General features: G+C 68.9%; 16 protein-coding genes. 3 read left to right on the top strand and 13 right to left on the bottom strand.

Annotation, left to right across the window (positions count from 1 at the left end):
* Positions 1-87: 87 nt before the first annotated feature.
* The 4 genes from VGJ96_03215 to VGJ96_03230 all read right to left on the bottom strand — a co-directional run bounded on the left by VGJ96_03215 (position 88) and on the right by VGJ96_03230 (position 2,163).
* Positions 88-825 (bottom strand): DUF4397 domain-containing protein, encoded by a 738-nt coding sequence (locus tag VGJ96_03215; GenBank protein ID HEY3286112.1) that lies wholly within the window; start codon positions 823-825, stop codon positions 88-90.
* Between the two features lie 227 nt (positions 826-1,052).
* Positions 1,053-1,457 (bottom strand): hypothetical protein, encoded by a 405-nt coding sequence (locus VGJ96_03220; protein ID HEY3286113.1) that lies wholly within the window; start codon positions 1,455-1,457, stop codon positions 1,053-1,055.
* Positions 1,454-1,813 (bottom strand): phage holin family protein, encoded by a 360-nt coding sequence (locus tag VGJ96_03225; protein HEY3286114.1) that lies wholly within the window; start codon positions 1,811-1,813, stop codon positions 1,454-1,456. Before VGJ96_03225 ends, VGJ96_03220 begins: the two co-directional genes overlap by 4 nt.
* A 20-nt stretch (positions 1,814-1,833) precedes the next feature.
* Positions 1,834-2,163, bottom strand: a complete 330-nt coding sequence (locus VGJ96_03230) for a hypothetical protein (GenBank protein HEY3286115.1) — start codon at positions 2,161-2,163, stop codon at positions 1,834-1,836.
* A 145-nt stretch (positions 2,164-2,308) separates the two neighbouring features.
* Here VGJ96_03230 and VGJ96_03235 point away from each other — a divergent pair, with 145 nt between their 5' ends.
* Positions 2,309-2,893, top strand: a complete 585-nt coding sequence (locus VGJ96_03235) for a DUF1003 domain-containing protein (GenBank protein HEY3286116.1) — start codon at positions 2,309-2,311, stop codon at positions 2,891-2,893.
* A 102-nt stretch (positions 2,894-2,995) separates the two neighbouring features.
* Entirely contained in the window at positions 2,996-4,615 is a 1,620-nt protein-coding gene (locus tag VGJ96_03240; GenBank protein ID HEY3286117.1) for a GMC family oxidoreductase, read from the top strand.
* A 37-nt stretch (positions 4,616-4,652) separates the two neighbouring features.
* Here the strand turns inward: VGJ96_03240 and VGJ96_03245 are convergent, their stop codons facing one another.
* The 5 genes from VGJ96_03245 to VGJ96_03265 all read right to left on the bottom strand — a co-directional run bounded on the left by VGJ96_03245 (position 4,653) and on the right by VGJ96_03265 (position 11,875).
* The gene (locus VGJ96_03245; GenBank protein HEY3286118.1) at positions 4,653-4,832 is read right to left on the bottom strand and encodes a helix-turn-helix domain-containing protein; all 180 of its coding nucleotides are present in this window, start codon (positions 4,830-4,832) and stop codon (positions 4,653-4,655) included.
* Between the two features lie 482 nt (positions 4,833-5,314).
* A complete protein-coding gene (locus tag VGJ96_03250; protein ID HEY3286119.1) occupies positions 5,315-6,448 on the bottom strand; it encodes a ketoacyl-ACP synthase III in 1,134 nt (377 codons plus the stop codon).
* A 109-nt stretch (positions 6,449-6,557) separates the two neighbouring features.
* The gene (locus VGJ96_03255; GenBank protein HEY3286120.1) at positions 6,558-7,622 is read right to left on the bottom strand and encodes a hypothetical protein; all 1,065 of its coding nucleotides are present in this window, start codon (positions 7,620-7,622) and stop codon (positions 6,558-6,560) included.
* A 133-nt stretch (positions 7,623-7,755) separates the two neighbouring features.
* A complete protein-coding gene (locus tag VGJ96_03260) occupies positions 7,756-9,594 on the bottom strand; it encodes a hypothetical protein (protein HEY3286121.1) in 1,839 nt (612 codons plus the stop codon).
* Positions 9,595-9,709: 115 nt separating this feature from the next.
* Complete coding sequence (locus tag VGJ96_03265) at positions 9,710-11,875, bottom strand: protein kinase (GenBank protein ID HEY3286122.1); 2,166 nt, start codon at positions 11,873-11,875, stop codon at positions 9,710-9,712.
* 98 nt (positions 11,876-11,973) lie between these two features.
* Between VGJ96_03265 and VGJ96_03270 the strand changes: the two genes are divergently transcribed.
* Positions 11,974-12,483, top strand: a complete 510-nt coding sequence (locus VGJ96_03270; protein HEY3286123.1) for a hypothetical protein — start codon at positions 11,974-11,976, stop codon at positions 12,481-12,483.
* Positions 12,484-12,620: 137 nt separating this feature from the next.
* On the opposite strand, the gene VGJ96_03275 is transcribed toward VGJ96_03270, so the two are convergent.
* From VGJ96_03275 to VGJ96_03290, 4 genes are all read right to left on the bottom strand, one after another.
* Positions 12,621-13,562 carry a hypothetical protein gene (locus VGJ96_03275; GenBank protein ID HEY3286124.1) on the bottom strand — a complete coding sequence of 314 codons (942 nt, stop codon included), beginning with the start codon at positions 13,560-13,562 and terminating at the stop codon, positions 12,621-12,623.
* Positions 13,563-13,698: 136 nt separating this feature from the next.
* The gene (locus VGJ96_03280) at positions 13,699-15,579 is read right to left on the bottom strand and encodes a serine/threonine-protein kinase (protein HEY3286125.1); all 1,881 of its coding nucleotides are present in this window, start codon (positions 15,577-15,579) and stop codon (positions 13,699-13,701) included.
* A gap of 22 nt (positions 15,580-15,601) precedes the next feature.
* Positions 15,602-16,102, bottom strand: a complete 501-nt coding sequence (locus VGJ96_03285; GenBank protein ID HEY3286126.1) for a response regulator — start codon at positions 16,100-16,102, stop codon at positions 15,602-15,604.
* Entirely contained in the window at positions 16,099-16,443 is a 345-nt protein-coding gene (locus tag VGJ96_03290; GenBank protein HEY3286127.1) for an Hpt domain-containing protein, read from the bottom strand. Before VGJ96_03290 ends, VGJ96_03285 begins: the two co-directional genes overlap by 4 nt.
* Positions 16,444-16,460: the final 17 nt, after the last annotated feature.

Consider the following 16,460-nt stretch of genomic DNA (forward strand, 5'->3'; position numbering starts at 1 on the left):
CCCCTGTGCGAACGGGACCGCACAAGGGAGCGTGACACCGGGATCGGCACGGACGTTACCAAGACGCCATGCGTCGCCCGGTGTGTCCTACGACTTCGGCGTCGGCGCCATCAAGGCATCGGTGAAGGTGAAGTACGCCAGCTTGCCGGCACCGGTCACCACGAGCGTGGTCGCCGTGCCGCGCTTCAGGTCGATCTTCGGGATGGTGAGCAGCACCTTCGGGTCCCCCGTCGACCGGAGCTGCAGCGTGACCACCGCGGGCGTCACGTCGGCATAGCCGGCCTCTTTCTTGAACCCCACGTCCTTGAAGAGCGGCGCGGTGGCGCCGAGCAAGGCGAGGTCGAAGGCGGGAGCGCCCGGCGCGGCATTGAAGACACGGAGGCGGGCCTTGCCACTGTCGGGAATCACGTTGTCCTTCACCACGCGCAGCGACGTCTTCGCGACGTCTTCCGCGACGAGGAAGATGCTGTAGCGATCGCCGTCGAGCAGAAGCTTCTCCGTCTCTGCGAGCGTGACGCCCTCGGCGCGCCCGGCGGCGATGACGGTGAAGTCGGCGAGGTTGTTGGCAATCTCGCGATAGTCGGTGACCGAGCCCGGCTTGACGTCATTGAAGAGGGGCATCTGGCTGAGCTGCACCGACACGTCACCGCCGCGCGCGGCGTTCACGACGCGGACGAGCGACTTGCCCTTGGCGGCCATCGAATCGGCCGGCGACGACACGTTGGTCTCGCCGGAGCTCGTGGTCTTGATGGGGGAACTGTCCTTCTGGCACGCGCCGGTCGCGAGCACCGCGGCGGCGACAAGGAATGGAATCGAGCGGTTCATATGCGTGGGACTCGGAGGGAGGAGGTGCAGCGCCGCGCCGGATGCGGTGCGGGAGTGGCGACGAAAGCACTAACTCGGCACGGGGCCTTGTGGATCGTGACCGCGGGCGGCTGCCCTGCCGTCCGGCGATCCGATGTCGGAGGTTACGAGCGTCCGACAGATGCCACCATCGCACGTTGGGCTGATTCCGGACGTACGCCGGGAGACGGATCGGGATGCGGACCCGATCACGGCGCCTCTCGTGCCGGCCGTCGCGATGTATCCGCGCCGGCCGGCGGTTCGGACAGCGCCGGCATCGCCACGCCGATCGCCGCGAACAGCCGCTCTGCCGCCACGACGGCCAGCGCCGAGAAGATGCGCTCGACGATGGGATGCGCGAGCAAGCGGGCGGGCCGGGCGTCGGCGTCGCTGGCCGGGTTTGACGTGGCCGCATCGGGTCGTCCGCTCGTCACCAGGGCCAGCAGCAGCCCACCGGCCGCCGCCACCCCAACGGCGGCGAGGGGTTGCTTGCGCACCCGACCCCGCCAATCGGTGAGCGCCCGGGCCCGGTCTTCGAGGAGAGCGAGGTTGGCGAGCAGCGCGGCCCGTTCCGCGGCGATCTCCCGTTCGAAGCGTGCAATGTCGGATTTCATGCGTCACTCGAAGCGTCGGGCCGCAGGTCCGGCACGGCTGGTGGGTGAGTCTCGGCGAGGTGCGCCCGGCCGTGCACATACAGCACCGCGGCAGCGGCGGCGGGAAGCGTCGCGATCACGAGCGCGGCGAGCCAGAGCGGAAGCAGGCCCGCCAGCGCGAACATCGCACCAAGCAGCACGAAGAGCGCGGCGATGGTCGCGGCCACCGCTGCGGTCACGAGGAACACGGAGACTTCCCCGTACTCCTCCATTCGGGCGCGCAAGCCGGCAATCGCCAGCCGCAGCTCCGTGCGCGCGATGCGGTCGACGTTGCCGCCGATGTCACGCACCACCGCGCTGATGGACGATGCCGTCATGTGATGGCGCCGGCGATCGCCTAGCTGCGCCGAAAGGCGCGCCCGGCGAAGAACCCGAGAATCGCGGCGCCAAGCAGCGCCTTGCCGGGATGCGCCGTGATGAGCGACTCGATGTCGTCCACCATCCGGCTGCCGTCGTGCTTGCGGACGTACTTCGCCGAGGTGGCGAGCGAATCGGCGGTGTTGTGTGCAAGGTCCGCCACGCGGTCCCCACCGGCGTTGATGCCATCGGCGGCGGCATCGAGTCCGTCGGCGGTGGCGATGCGGCCGGCGCGGAAGGCTCCGGCCGCTTTGTCCTGAAGGTTGGACGAGACGTCGGCGAGGTTGGCGGACAGGGAGGCGGAGGACACGGTGGAGCTCCTGGCTGGATAGGCGGACGACGGCATCAAGGCCGATACGCCAGTATGGCGCCACGCTCTCACGCCGGGCATCCGGCAAAGGGGTGAATGAGGAGGTACGTCGATCAGGCGATACCGCATCACGCGAGCGCGCCCTATGCTGCGAGACATGAGAACCGCCAACGACGTCGCTGCAGAACTGCTGGGGGTGTCGTACGAGGCGCTGGACGCCCAGGCCCAGAAGGTCGCGAGCCACATCGCCCAGCGCCTGAGCATCGCGCGGAACGCGGCCAAGGAATACGAGGCCGCCGCCACGCTGGGCCAGCGCGCGGCCGATGCGGTGGCGCTGTTTGGTGGCTCGTGGACCTTCATCGCCCTCTTCGCGGCGATTCTGGTGGCGTGGGTCGGCCTCAACTCGTACTACCTGGTGCGACATCACGACGTCTTCGATCCGTACCCCTATATCCTGCTGAACCTGTTCCTCTCGATGCTCGCCGCCATTCAGGCGCCCATCATCCTGATGTCGCAGAACCGACAGGCCGAGAAGGACCGGATCAATGCCGAGCATGACTACGAGGTCAACCTGAAGGCCGAACTCGAGATCATGCTCCTGCATGAGAAGATGGACCTGCTGCGGCAGGGACAGTGGGCCGACCTGCTCAAGTTGCAGACGGAGCAACTGCAGCTGTTGGCGACGCTCACCGGAAAGGCGTCCACGGAGGGGCGGGGATCGTCGGACTGAGCCGCACGTGCCGGCCGGCGCGGCCGTGAGGCTCGCGCCCGTTGCCGCGAGTCCATAGTTTGCGCGCATGCTCGGACCTCCTTGCGCGCGGACGCACGGCCCATGACGGCGCCCGACTTCGACTACGACTGGATCGTCGTCGGCTCCGGCTTTGGCGGGAGCGTCTCGGCGCTGCGCCTGAGCGAGAAGGGGTATCGCGTGGCCGTGCTCGAGGCGGGACGCCGCTACGCCGATCACGAGTACGCCGAGTCCACGTGGCAGCTGCGACGCTGGCTGTGGGCGCCGTCGCTGGGAATGCGCGGCATTTTCCGGCTGACGCCGTTCAAGGACATCTTCATCGCCAGCGGTACGGCCGTGGGGGGCGGGAGCGCCGTCTACGCCAACACGTTGTATCGTGCGAAGCCGGCCTTCTTCGAGAATCCCCAGTGGCAAGGCCTCGCCGACTGGGCGCGTGAGCTGGCGCCGCACTACGACACCGCGGAGCGGATGCTCGGTGTGCAGACGGTGCCGTTCGCCTCGGATGGGCAGGAGCTCCTGAAGGCCGCGGCTTCGCATTTCGGGGTCGAGCACACCTTCACGCGCACCCCGGTGGGCGTCTTCTTTGGCAAGGCCGGCGAGACCGTCACCGATCCGTACTTCGGGGGCGAGGGACCGTCTCGCACCGGATGCACGCGCTGCGGCAGTTGCATGGTGGGGTGCCGCGAGGGAGCCAAGAACACGCTGCTCAAGAACTATCTGTGGTTCGCCGAGAAGAAGGGCGCCACGATCCTCGCCGAGCACGGCGTCGTTGATGTCCGCCCGCGCGGCGCGAGCGACGGGCGCGATGGCTACGTGGTGACGAGCGAGCGCCCCGGCGCCTGGTTCCGGAAGAACCGCCGCACCTTCACCGCCCGCGGCGTGATCTTCTCGGCGGGAGCGCTGGGGACGGGCGAATTGCTGGCCAGTTTGAAACACACCGGCTCGCTACCGCGCATCAGCGACCGGCTGGGCGACCTGGTGCGCAGCAACAGCGAGTCGATTCTTGCGCTCACCCTGCCGGACGACACCACGAAGCCGTGGGCCGACGTGGCCATCAGCGCCAGCATACATCCCGACGCCGACACGCACATCGAGTTGTGCACGTACGGCAAGCACGGGGATGCGATCGCGCTACTGCAGGCGCCGCTCACGGGCAACGGAACGCGCTTCACGCGCCCGCTGATGCTTCTCTGGCAGTGCCTCCGGCATCCGTGGCGCGCGCTGCGCTCGCTCTGGCCGGTGGGGTGGAGCAAGCGCTCCCTGATCATTCTCGTGATGCAGTCGAGCGACAACGCGATGGCCTTTCGCGCGAAGAAGCGCTGGTTCGGAGGCGGGGTGCGCATCGGGACGGAACAGGATCCCGAGAAGCCGAACCCGACGTTCATTCCGCTGGCCAACGCGACGGCCGAATTCCTGGCGCGGCACACCGGCGGGATGGCCCAAAGCAGCCTGCTCGAGTCCGCCGCCAACATTCCCACGACGGCGCACATCCTCGGCGGGGCGGTGATTGGCGCCGACGCGTCACGCGGCGTGATTGACCGCGACCATCGCGTCTTCGGTTATACCAACCTTTTGGTTGTGGACGGCGCCGCGATGCCCGCCAATCCGGGGGTCAATCCATCGCTGACGATCACCGCGCTCGCCGAGCGCGCCATGGCTCAGATTCCAGCGCGGCAGGCCGTGTCGTCGCACGAACGCCAGTAGTCCAGCGGTACGTGCGGTTCCGCACGGCCCCCTTTTCCTACTCGCTCCTCGCAACGGCAGCTTCCCTGTCCATCACCCTGAGCTTTCGGCGCAGTGTCCGGACATGCATGCCGAGCAGGGTCGCCGCCGCGGTGCGATTGTTGCCGGCGCGCTCGAGCGCGCGGCGAATGAGCTGCCGCTCGGCCTCTCTGACGTCGAAACTCCTGAGGACCAACACGGCCGCGTCTGTCGGGAGCGTCGCGGGCAGGATGCTATGTCGTGGGTCACCCCACGTATCCTCGCGAGTCATATCCGCCGGGAGTATCGACGGTGCGTCCGCCGCGTTGCTATCGGCGCGACTTGTGCGCGGTTCCGTACGGGTGCGGTGAGAATTCAGTGCGGACGACGGTCCGAGTGAGGATCCAGTGGTCGTTGGCAACGGTGGAGTGTCCATGGCATTCGATTGAACGTGGCGATGAGCGCTCGCCCACTGGGGCGACCGTTTGTGAACAGGCGGGATTCTATCGGGTCTGAACATTCCGTCCCATGCCGTGGCGGAGCTGCAACGTCACGCTGTGACGCTTTTTGCCGTCGCATGACGGGAATTGTGAACCCGCAGTGACATGACGTCCGCCGCGCCCCACGCGCCGACAAGAAGCGGCGGGCGCTTCGACCGATCGCCGGTCGAAACGCCCGCTCGTCCTGCTGTCGTCGTGCCGCTTAACTCGCCGTCGCTTCCGCGAAGACCGGCGACATGAGTCCGTCGCGCGAGCGTCCGTTCGGATCCTGGCCGGCGCGGATCGCGTTGACGATCTCCAGCGCGGTCTTGGTGCAGGGCGGGAGCTCCCGATCCGAGACGCCGAGCGGCGTGACGCGATCGCCCCACTTGACGACGAGCGAGCAGAAGGTGAGTCCGCCGCCGAAGGCGGGCATCAGCAGGGTGGCGCCGGGGCGCACGCGCCCCAACTCGAGCGCCTCGACGAGCGCCACCGGCACGGTGGCGGCGCTCATATTGCCGTACTGCTGTACGGTCAGCATCACCTTCTCCATCGGGACGCCGGCGTACTTGGCCACGCCCTCGATGATGCGCAAGTTCGCCTGGTGCGGCACGACGAGATCGATCTGCTCGGCGGTGATGCCGCAGCGGCGCATCACCTTCTCCGAGGCCTCGCTCATCCCCTTGATGGCGCGTTTGAAGATCTGCGGCCCGTCAAAATCCCAGAGCGTGTCGCCCAGCGTGATGCCGCGGTTGGCATAGCCGCAGCCGAAGCCGCGCACGCGCAGCACGGCGCGCGCCTCGGCGTCGCAGCCGAGCACGCTCCCCAGCACGCCTTCCTCCCGGTCGGAGGCCTGCAGCACGACGGCGGCGGCGCCGTCACCAAAGAGCACCGCCACATTGCGGTTGCTCCAGTCCATGAAATGGCTGATCAGTTCCACGCCGATGACCACGGCGTTGCGCACCATCCCCGTCCGGATCATGCCGGCCGCCGAGGAGAGGCCGTACAGGAAGCTCGTGCAGGCGGTGTTGACGTCCATCGCGGCGGCATGCGTGGCGCCGAGTGAGACCTGCACGCCGGATGCGCTGTTCGGCACCTGCTCGTCGTAGCTGCAGCTGCCGTAGACGATGAGATCGACGTCGGCCGGCGTCAACCCGGCGCAGGCGATGGCGCGCGCGGCGGCCACCGTCGCCAGCTCCATCGCGGTCACGTGCGAGATGCGTCGCTCCTTCATGCCGGTGCGCGACGTGATCCACTCGTCGTTGGTGTCGAGGAACGTGGAAAGATCGTCGTTGGAGAGCACGGCAGGCGGCATGCACTTGCCCCAACCGGTAATGGCCGCGTAGGTCGACGTCATCGGGACTCGGCGCGAATTGAGGTGGATGGCCGACGGTCCGGCCGCGAGCGCTGACCGAAGAAGATGGCACCGGCGGCGGGATTCCCACAGCCCCCGGGGCGGCCGCGCCCTACTGGTACTGGATGTAGATCGGCCGCGGATTGAGGCGCAGGATCTCGGCGATGGACGTCCGTGGATTGTCGTTGCGCGACTTGTAGAACTGCTTCCACCCCACGAACTGGACCGGTTCCGCCTTGATCCACGACCGGAACGTGGCGCGCTTGAGCCGCGGCGGGCCAAAGCCATCCATGTGCATCACGATCTGCACGCGCGGATCGAGCTTGATGGCCGGCGTATTCGTCACGCCGTTCCGGGTGAAGCGGTGCACCACCAGGACCTTGGGCGGCACCTTGTAGCGCGTGACGATGTCCTGCAGGAAGCGCGAGGCGTAGTTGACGTCGGCCGCGTCGTACGTGCCGATCTTCTTGCCGGGCAGGCCGCCGTTCTTCATGGAGAACTCGGGGTCGATGCCGAGATGGAAGTTCGGTCGCGACAGGAATTTCTCGAGCCGTGGGAGTTCCTGCGCCAGCGTGCTGCGTCCCACCTGGATGTCGAGAAAGACGAGCGCGTTGCGGCGCGCGGCCCAGCTGGCGACGCGTTCGATGAGTTCGTCGGGCATGCGCGCCCGATACATGCCGTCTGGGCCCGGCCCCGCCTGGGCCACCACCGCGATAAGGTGCAGGGCCGGCTGCACCGGCGTGCTCGGGTCGGCCAGCGTCCACGCCTTCACCTCGGCGTCGAGCATCGAGAGCATCTGGTCGGGTTCGTACTCACCCAGCACGCCCATCCGCTTGGAGAAGGGATTGCCGTAGTACGCGACGATGCGCTTGTACGGCAGGATTGAACCGGGAAGCGGGTCCGGTCCCTTCACGGGCCAGCGCAGATCGTACATCGAATCGAGGCGGGCCTCGCTGTCGACCGGCACGGCGGTGGATTTGCCCTTCTTGCGGGCGTTCTTCTTGCGTGCGGTGGTCTTGCCCTTGGCGGCGGGCTTCACCTGCGACGCGGGCTTGTCATTCGTTGCGGCGGGCGGCGCGGCGGTGGGCGCACCGGCAGGGACACTTCCCTGGGCAGCGGCGGAAACGGTCGCACCCACGAGGGCAGCGGCCAGGGCAAGCAGGCGGAGACGGATCATGTCAGGGCGTGGGGAGCGGCAGCGGCCACGGGTGTGGCCGCAAACGAATTATAACGGCGGCGCAACGCATCACGGCCGTCGGTCACAGGTCGCAGTCATCACCCAATGGACGACCGTCCGCCACCGCACGCCACTACTGGTCGATGATCTCGATGCGGTGGTCGGCGCGGAGCGGATACTGGCCGTTCACCTCGATCTCGAGCTGGACGATGTACGCCCCCTTCTTGAGCGTCGAGATGTCGAGCTGCACCGCGCGCGGCGAGGTCGTGCGGCCGCGCGCCGTCATGTCATTCACGGTCACGCTCACCGGAGTGGCCTGGCGCACCAGCCGAAGCTGCTGGTTCTTGCGGCGCAGGAAGCCGCCCTCTTCCACCTCACGCACGACAGTGACCGTGAGCTTGATCTGCTCGCCCTGGACGTCCGTGCCATACGTCTCCCAGTAGACGCCGAGCGGGGCCGACGAACGCACACGCTCGGTGGGGAGGGCGAGGGCGAGCGCCTCTTCCACCGACGTGGGCGGTGCGCCCGCGGGTCGGTAGAACAGGAGATCCGACACGGTCACGCGCGTATCCACGGCATACGGGGGATGCACACCATACCGTGCCCGGGCGACGATAGCGGAATCAGGGGCCCAGACCTCGCCGCTGAACAGCAGCGGCCCCCAGGCGGCGCGCACCGACATCGTATCGGCGACCGCCGCGCGCGCGCGCGCGGTGCCGCGCGGCGCTGGTTGATCGCCCGGAGTGACGGTCATGGCGGCGCGGCGATGGCTGGCGCCGGCCAGCGCCGGCACACCCGAGACGTCGTACGACATCACGAGGAGCGCCGAGTCGCCGCGGCGGAACATCGCCTGCTGATGCTCGAGCGGAACGAGACGCCGGGCGTAGGGCGGGGCGTAGCGGCCGATGACCGGCGGCAGGTGCAGGCGCCACTGGGCCGAATCGGAAAGCGCCGGATTGCTCAGCACGTTGCCCGCCGGAATGTAGCGGTAAGCCGGCGAGGCCTCGTCACTGACGATGCTGAAGCCGCCCGCGCGCGGATCGCCGGGGCCCTTGGCCCAGTAGCGCGGCCAGCCGAAGCGCAGCAACAGCTCGCGCTCGTCGTCGTCGAAGCCGAACTGATGCGCCCCGGGCGCGTCCTGGTACAGGCGCACCATCAGCTGGCGCGCGTTCCATTCGGAGCGCGAATCGTTGCCGCGCAGGCCGTAGAGGGTCCGCGAGAAGAACCAGACGCGGTCCTCGAAGGCCTCGCGCTCCGGCCCGCAGGGCATGCGCCGGTAGGGCTGGCGCGTGTCGTCGTCGATGAGCAGCGAGATGTCGCGCCAATTGCAGCGTTCGCGCTCACCCATCATCGACTGGACGACGCGGAAACCGCTGTCGGCCGCCGCATAGTCGCCGCGCAGGTGCTGGCTGAAGGCCACGAGGGCGGCGCACCACCAGCCGTCGGCGCGGCACTGCCGCGCCGATGCCAGCGCCTCATCATCACGCCCCGCCTCGGCGAAGTAGCGCACGCGCTGTCCCGCGATCCAGCGATTGGACGGGACCAGGTGCCCCAGTGAATCGAGCCGCCGCAGCAGGGTGTCGCGGGCCAGCGTTACGATCGGAAGCTCGATCGACTTGGGGGCCTTCTCGTCATACCAGTAGCACCACCGTCCCACCTGCTCGTCGCAGTTGCCAGGGCGCACGCTGTGGGCATTCGGCAGGTTGTTGCGACGCAGCAGCTCGAAGCGCCGCTGCGCGGCGCGCGCCGCGCCCTCCGGCGTGGTCGTGTCGCCCACGATGGGCGGAAGGGGCATCGGCTCGACCCGGTCGCCGCGAGGCGGTTCCGGACGCATGCCGCCGCCCGGGGTCATGGGCCGCTGGGCCGATGCGGCGTCAGCAACTAGCAGCACCGTCGCGATGACGATGCCGGCGCGGCGCGCGGCGGTGCACGACCACGAGGAGGGAGCGCGGCAGGCGGCGACAGGAAGCATCACGATAGGGTCGGAGTCGGCATTCTGTTAATATGCCCCCCGGACCCCACTGTTCCCCAGTAGCGCGCTGGCGAATTTGCCCGACGGGGCGTCTGCACCGAACGCGCCGTGCGCGTCAGCCCGCGACGCCCGCTGCCGCCCCGACCAATGCCTCGAACCGTGGATGGTCGCGCAGCGAGGCCATGTCGGGGTCGCGGGCGATCCACTCCACGTTGCCGAACCCGAGGCGCACGCAGTCCTCCAGGCAGTCGAGCGCGTCCTCCGCGCGGTTCTCGAGCGCGTAGAGACAGGCGACGTTGTAGCGCACGCCGGCGTCCTCCGGGTCGATCGCGAGCGCGCGACGCGCCCACTCGAGCCCTTCGTCGGGGCGGCCCAGGCGGCAGAGCGCGACCGCCCGCATGGTCGCCGTGCGCGGATCATCTGGGTGCAGCAGCAAGTGACGTTCGCTGACGCCCAGCGCCGTGCGATACGCGGCCATCGCGTCGTCGTGCAGCCCCTCGGCTTCATACGCCTGCGCGGCGAAGAACCGCGCCTCGGGACTCTCGCGCACCCGCGCTGCCTCCTCGAACCAGCGGGCCGCCTCGGTCAGCTGGCCGCGCTGGAAGCACTGCCGTGCGCAGAAGTAGCGCGCCTCGAACTGCGCGGGGTCCAAGCGAATGGCCGTCTGGAATTCCGCCGCCGCGTCATCATGCCGCTTCAGCTGGAACAGGGCGAAGCCGCGCGCCGCGTGCGCCTCGGCGAGATCCGGGGCCAGTTCCAGCGCGCGCCGGCTGGCCCGGTCGGCCTGCTCGAGTTCCGGCGCCGACGAGGGGTAGTACATGTGCAGCAGCGAGGAGCAGTCCGCGATGCCGGCATGTGCCAGCGCGAAATCCGGATCGGCCTCGATGGCGCGCGTGAAGAGCTCGCGGGCGTACTCCAGGCTCTTCTTGCGCGCCTGATGGAAGAACTGGCGCCCGCGCAGGTAGTACTCGTACGCCGTCGGGTCGATGGTGGGCGCGCGGCCGACGGCGACGATCTCGGCGTCGCTCAGGGTCAGTCGCATCGTCGTGATGACGTGGCGCGCGATCTCGTCCTGGATGGCCAGCACCTCGCGCATCGGCCGCTCGAAGGTCGCCGACCAGCGCAGGTAACCATCGGTGACGTCGATGAGCTGGACGGCCACACGCAACTGGTCGTCGCGCAGCCGCACGCTCCCCTCCAGCACGGCGTGCACGCCGAGTTCCCGGCCCACGCGGCGGGCGTCGCCGCGATTGTCCTTGAAGATGAACGCGGCGTTGCGCGGGGCCACGCGCAGGGTGCGGACGCGCGTGAGGGCGTTGATAATCTCCTCCGCCAGCCCCTCACCCAGCAGCGCGTCGGCCCCGTTCCCCGACGACGCGGCGAATGGGAGGACGGCGATGGCGGGATGCCCGTTGTGCCGCACCACCGGCTCAATGGCCCGGAGCGCCGCGCCCAATGCCGCGGCGCTCTCGTACCGCTCCTCCGGAAAGACCGCCAGCGAGCGGGCGATCACCGCTTCCAGCGCACGCGGCACGGCATCGAGCCGCTCCCGAGCGGCCGGGGAGACGCCGGCCACGGTTCCCGTTCGGGCGGCCTCGCGATCAAGCAAGGTGCGCGGTCGCGTGCCGACGACCATCTCGTACACGACGCAGCCCAGCGAGTAGAGGTCGGCGCGCGGGTCGACGTCCATGATGCCGCTCGCCTGTTCCGGACTCATGTAGCCCGGGGTGCCGAGCACCAGCCCCGGACCGGTGTCGTGACCGCCGGCGTGCACGGCGCGGGCAATGCCGAAGTCGGTGACCATCGCCTCGTCACCGGCGAGCATGATGTTCTCGGGCTTGATGTCGCGGTGGATCACGCCGCGGCCGTGCGCGTAGCTCAGCGCGGAGGCCACGTCTTCGGCAATGCGAATGATCTCGTCCACCGCGAGCGGGTTCGTCGCGCGCAGCCGTTCGCGCAGCGTGACGCCCTCCACGAACGGCATCACATAGTAGAGCAGGCCGTCCTGCTCGCCCGAATCGAACATCGGGACGATGTGCGGGTGGCTGAGCACGGCGGCGATGCGGATCTCGCTGAGGAAGCGCTCGGGGCCCAGTGCGCTCGCCACCTCCGGGCGCAGCACCTTGAGCGCCACGCGACGGTCGGCGTGCTTGCGGTCGCGGGCGAGAAAGACCGACGACATGCCGCCTTCGCCCACGGCCCCTTCGAGCGAGTAGCGGCCGGAGAACACCTGCTGCAGGTGCTCCGGAATGCCGGTGATTGGCGGCACTGAGAAGTGCATAGGCCCGTCTCCGAGTCTACGACAGGCGCCCGGCGGCGGATAGGGCGCGGCTATGGTACATTCCGGCACCGATTTCCCCGCACCCTGTCTCGTCCCACGTGCCCCAGACTTCCATCATCTTCGAGCCGCTCCACGCGGATGTCGTGCCGCCGGCCAGAGCCACCGCCCATAGCGCCGGCTATGACCTGGCTGCCTACCTTACGGGGCGCACGGTGCGGGTGTTTCTCAACGGCGTGATGTCGGAGCGCGCCGTGGAGACGCGCAACGGCAGGGCGGTGCTGGTCCTGCACGCGGACGAGCGCGCCCTCGTGCCAATGGGCTTTCGCGCGAAGCTTCCCGTCGGCATCGAGGCGCAGATCCGGCCGCGGTCGGGGACGAGCCTCAAGACCGACATCGTCATCGCCAACGCGCCGGGCACCATCGACGCCGACTATCCGGAAGAGTGGTGCACCCCCGTGCGGAACGGCGGGCCGGGCGACCTCGTGATCACGCACGGCGAGCGCATCGCGCAGATGGTGCTGGCGCGACACGAAGTCCTGCCGTTTACCATCGGACCAGTGCGGGCGACGACGGAGCGGGTCGGAGGTTTCGGCTCAACGGGAAGCTGATTGAGGATCGGGAATTCGGATTTGGATTGAGGATTCCGATTGAGGATTCCGATTGGCGATGGCGAGTGGCGATCGTGATCGGATGTGCAAACGAGGAGCCGGTGACGGCTCCCCGTTTAGCGACTCGCGGCGACTGCCTACGCGAGCTTCTTGTGTGTGAGTTTGCGCTCGGCGGCGGCGGTCTTGGCCGCGGTGCTGCGCGACTTGCTCAGTGAGCGGCCCTTGCCGAGCGCATTCGCGAGCTGGCTCACCGCGCCAAACGGGCTCACGCGGGCGACGTCGGCGAACGTCGTGCCGATTCCCACGGCCATCGCCCAGCTGCGTACGCCGTCAGCCGTTCCGGTGCTGCCGCTCACCGTCAGTGCGGCGGCCCCGCCAAGGGGGAAGGATGCGCCGCCGGCGAAATTCTGGGAGTGCGTGGTGCCGACCGGCATCACGCCCATCTCCGTCGAGTATCCAAGGTTCAGCTCGGCGTGGCCGACCGAATGCGAGACGTCGAGCGAGACGGTCGTTGGCGCGATCGACCCGAGCCCTGAGGCGTATTCGTTCGAGAGTGTATGCCCGGCGCCGGCGCCGAACGACCACCCCTCGACGGGAGCGACGCCGACGCCGATGTTCGCGCCAAGGCCCACTTCGCCCGATCCCACCTTGGTCGTGTCCCCGATCGGCAGGGTCGCTCCGAGTGAGACCGAAAAGCTGGGAGACCAGGCGCCCGGGAGGGCGTGGTAGAAGCCGACGTTGACAGGCAGGTCCGCCAAGCCGTGAACGAGCGGCGGAGTCACCATCCGGCCGGTAATCGCATCCGCGGTCGGGGCCGCCTGCGCCCAGGCAAAGGTCGGATTGACGCTCAGCGAGAAGCCGTGCGACAGTGAGGCGGCGATCGCGGCCGAGACGGCCCGCTCATAACCCCCGTCGCCGAAGTGCATTACGCCGCCGGAGACGCCGAAGCTGGCGAAGCGCGGGTGGTCGGCCTGCTGAACGGTGTCGGGCGCGGACTGGCCGCCGGCCGATGCGGCGATGGCGAGCGAGAGAATCAGTGCCGACGTGAAGGGTCGCGTGAATGAGAGCGTGGCGCGCATGAACTCGGCCTCGGGCTGGAAGGGGGGCCTGCCGATGAACTGCGTAGCATACCCTGCAAAACATGGAAAGTTCGGGGGTGCGCCGGCCGGCGAGGTTCGCGGCAAACCGTCAACGCGCGAGCGTCGCCGGATCTCACTACTCGTCGCGCCTCACGAGCCGCCGCACCTCATCCTGGGCGGCAAGCAGGCGCTCGACTTCGGCCGAGACGTCCGCCGCGAGACCGATGTGCGTCGTCAGGCTCGCGACCGACAGCGACCCGGCGTGCAGGCGCAGGAGGTTCAGGCGGATGGTCTCGAGCGCGGCGACGGTCTCCCCGAGCTTGGTCTTCAGGGCATCGCGGTCGCGGCGCACCGGCTCATAGGCCGCGGCGCTGGCGTCCTCGCCCGCGTCGTTCAGGAGTTCCTGCAACTCGTCGAGCGGGCGGCGCAGCGCCTGGGCATCGTCCTGCAGGCGATGCAGCAGGGCGGGGAGGTCGCCGAGCTGCTCACGCGTGGACTTCGGGAGGCCCGCGAACAGGCTCTCGGCGGCCATGCCCAGCGAGAGCTCCGTGGCGCGATGCGTTACCGCCGATTCCGTGACCGGACCGCGAATGAGGCGGCGGCCGACGGCCCAGGCGGTGCGGCCGATGGGACCGTTCCAAATGCGCGCCCAGAATCCAGTGTCCACGTCGCGACGACGCTGGAGAAGGGCGAGATAGCCGAGGCCGCCGAGCACGAAGACCGACCATGAACCGGCGAGTACTTGCGCCAGCCATCTCCAATGACTGGACCAGGGCATGTTGAAGACCATGTACATCACGCCGGCGAACGACCCGACGGCGACGGTCCCGCTCACCTGTACAATCCGTTTCAACCATCGCTCGGCGCGCGTCGCCTCGCGCGCGTGCTCCACGGCCAGTTCCTCGCGCGTCGCGTCAGCTTCCGCCTGAAATGCGGGCGCAAGATCCATGTGCGCGAATCCCATGCGTGCCAGCCGCCGTGCCGACGCCGTAAGCGCCGCGAACGGTAGCATCGTCGAGCCGACAATCAGCGCGCCGAGTCCGGCCAACCCGCCGAAGAGCGCAGAGACGCTCGTTGACCCCAGCAACAATGCGCCCGCCACCAGCACCGTGCCGCCGCCATCGAGCCGCCCATTGCGCTTCACGAACGCGCGCAGCGCCACCGGAATCTCCCGACGCTGCTCGAGCGCAACGCCGAGTTGCTCGGCGAGGGTGGTCGCATTGGCCGGACGATGCGCCGGGTCCTTGGCGAGACAGCGATCCACGAGCGACGCCACCTTGCGCGGTACGGGCAGTCCCAGCGATGCGAGCGGGGGCGCGGGTTCGGTCACCTGCTTCGCGAGCACTTCGGTGGGCGTGGCGCCCTCGAACGGCAGGCGGCCGGAGAAGGCGAAGAAGGCGGTGGCGCCGAGCGAGTACAGGTCGCTGCGCGCGTCGAGTTCGTTGCCCAGCGCCTGTTCGGGGCTCATGAACTCGGGCGTGCCGCTGATCCCGTCGCCATCGTCGTCGCCCATCGCCGCCGCGATGCCGAAGTCGGCGACGAGCACGCGCTGCGTGGCCGATTCGATGAGGATGTTGTCGGGCTTCACGTCGCGGTGCACCACGCCCTGCGCGTGCGCGCTCGCGAGCGCCCACGCGGCCTCGCGCAGCACCCGCGATCCCTCGGTGGCGGGGAGGGGACCGCGCGATCGCACGCGCTGCGCCAGCGATTCGCCATCCACGTAGGTCATCACGTAGTAGACGAAGTCGCCAACCTCGTCCACAGCGTGGATCGGAATGATGTTGGGGTGCGACAGCTTCGCGGCGAGCCGCGCCTCGCGCAGGAAACGACCGCGCAGCGTGGCGTCGAGGGCGCGCTCCGGTGGCAGCAGCTTGATGGCCACCGGGCGGTCCAGGTGCACCTCGCGCGCGAGATACACGATCCCCATCCCGCCGCGACCGATCTCGCGGTCAATCGAATACCGCCCAGCGAGCGCCGTCTGAAAGGCGACGAAGAGGTCGTCGACCGGGGGCGTCATGGGGCGCGTACCCTTGCGGGTTCTACGGTGCGCCGGCGGGTGGCGATGCGGGCGGCGTCGAGCCACCAGATGCGGGTGGCGATACCGGCGGCGTCGAGCCACCGGGCGCGGGCGGCTCGCCGGACGGCGGACTGGCGTTCGCAGGCGTCTCGAGCCCGAGCGCGCGCCGCAGCGACGCATCCAGCTTGTCCACGTCCACCGGCTTCGTCAGGTAGTCGCACGCGCCGAGGGCCTTCACTTCCTCGATGATGCGCCGGTCGGAGTGTCCGCTCAGCACGATCACCGGAATCTTCCTGGTCTTCAACGATCCCTTGAGCCGCTCGAGGACGGCCTTGCCGGTGCCGCCGGGCATCTGGATGTCGAGGACCACGACATCCGGCGGCGCCCGCATCACGACCATCGAGGCATAGGTCGCGTCGTAGGCGGCCGCGACCGCGTATCCGCGAGCGCGCAGCTGGTCCGTGAGCATCACGGTCTGGACCTTGTCGTCGTCGGCGAGCAGCACCGTGTACTTGCGCTTCATGCGGTCATCTCTCGCAGGACGGGAGTCAGGCGTTCCAGGGCGGTCTCGAGTGCGCGCAGCGCTTCGGGGGCCGAGTGCAGATCACCGGCGCGGCCGAGCTGCTCCAGGCGGAAGGCCGCCGCGAGCGACTCCTCGGCCACGAAGTTCCCGACCGAACCCTTGAGCAGGTGCGCGGCCTGCGTCAGCCCCTCGGCGTCACCGCTGGCCACGGCGCGCCGCACGCCGTCAAGCTGGCTTGGAAGTTCCTGCAGCATGACCGCCGCCATCGCCGCCGCCAGCGCGGTATCCCCGTGCAGGCGGTCCATGAATGCCGCAACGTCGATGGGATGGGCTGGCGCCAAGCGTGGATTTCCGGGTG

Source organism: Gemmatimonadaceae bacterium (genome assembly GCA_036504815.1).
GTDB lineage: Bacteria > Gemmatimonadota > Gemmatimonadetes > Gemmatimonadales > Gemmatimonadaceae > PNKL01.

Excerpts from the sequence above, each read along its gene's own strand:
- VGJ96_03215 (HEY3286112.1), bottom strand. The coding sequence starts at position 825 with ATGAACCGCTCGATTCCATTCCTTGTCGCCGCCGCGGTGCTCGCGACC.
- VGJ96_03220 (HEY3286113.1), bottom strand. The coding sequence starts at position 1,457 with ATGAAATCCGACATTGCACGCTTCGAACGGGAGATCGCCGCGGAACGG.
- VGJ96_03225 (HEY3286114.1), bottom strand. The coding sequence starts at position 1,813 with ATGACGGCATCGTCCATCAGCGCGGTGGTGCGTGACATCGGCGGCAAC.
- VGJ96_03235 (HEY3286116.1), top strand. The coding sequence starts at position 2,309 with ATGCTGCGAGACATGAGAACCGCCAACGACGTCGCTGCAGAACTGCTG.
- VGJ96_03240 (HEY3286117.1), top strand. The coding sequence starts at position 2,996 with ATGACGGCGCCCGACTTCGACTACGACTGGATCGTCGTCGGCTCCGGC.
- VGJ96_03250 (HEY3286119.1), bottom strand. The coding sequence starts at position 6,448 with ATGACGTCGACCTACGCGGCCATTACCGGTTGGGGCAAGTGCATGCCG.
- VGJ96_03255 (HEY3286120.1), bottom strand. The coding sequence starts at position 7,622 with ATGATCCGTCTCCGCCTGCTTGCCCTGGCCGCTGCCCTCGTGGGTGCG.
- VGJ96_03260 (HEY3286121.1), bottom strand. The coding sequence starts at position 9,594 with ATGCTTCCTGTCGCCGCCTGCCGCGCTCCCTCCTCGTGGTCGTGCACC.
- VGJ96_03265 (HEY3286122.1), bottom strand. The coding sequence starts at position 11,875 with ATGCACTTCTCAGTGCCGCCAATCACCGGCATTCCGGAGCACCTGCAG.
- VGJ96_03275 (HEY3286124.1), bottom strand. The coding sequence starts at position 13,562 with ATGCGCGCCACGCTCTCATTCACGCGACCCTTCACGTCGGCACTGATT.
- VGJ96_03280 (HEY3286125.1), bottom strand. The coding sequence starts at position 15,579 with ATGACGCCCCCGGTCGACGACCTCTTCGTCGCCTTTCAGACGGCGCTC.
- VGJ96_03285 (HEY3286126.1), bottom strand. The coding sequence starts at position 16,102 with ATGAAGCGCAAGTACACGGTGCTGCTCGCCGACGACGACAAGGTCCAG.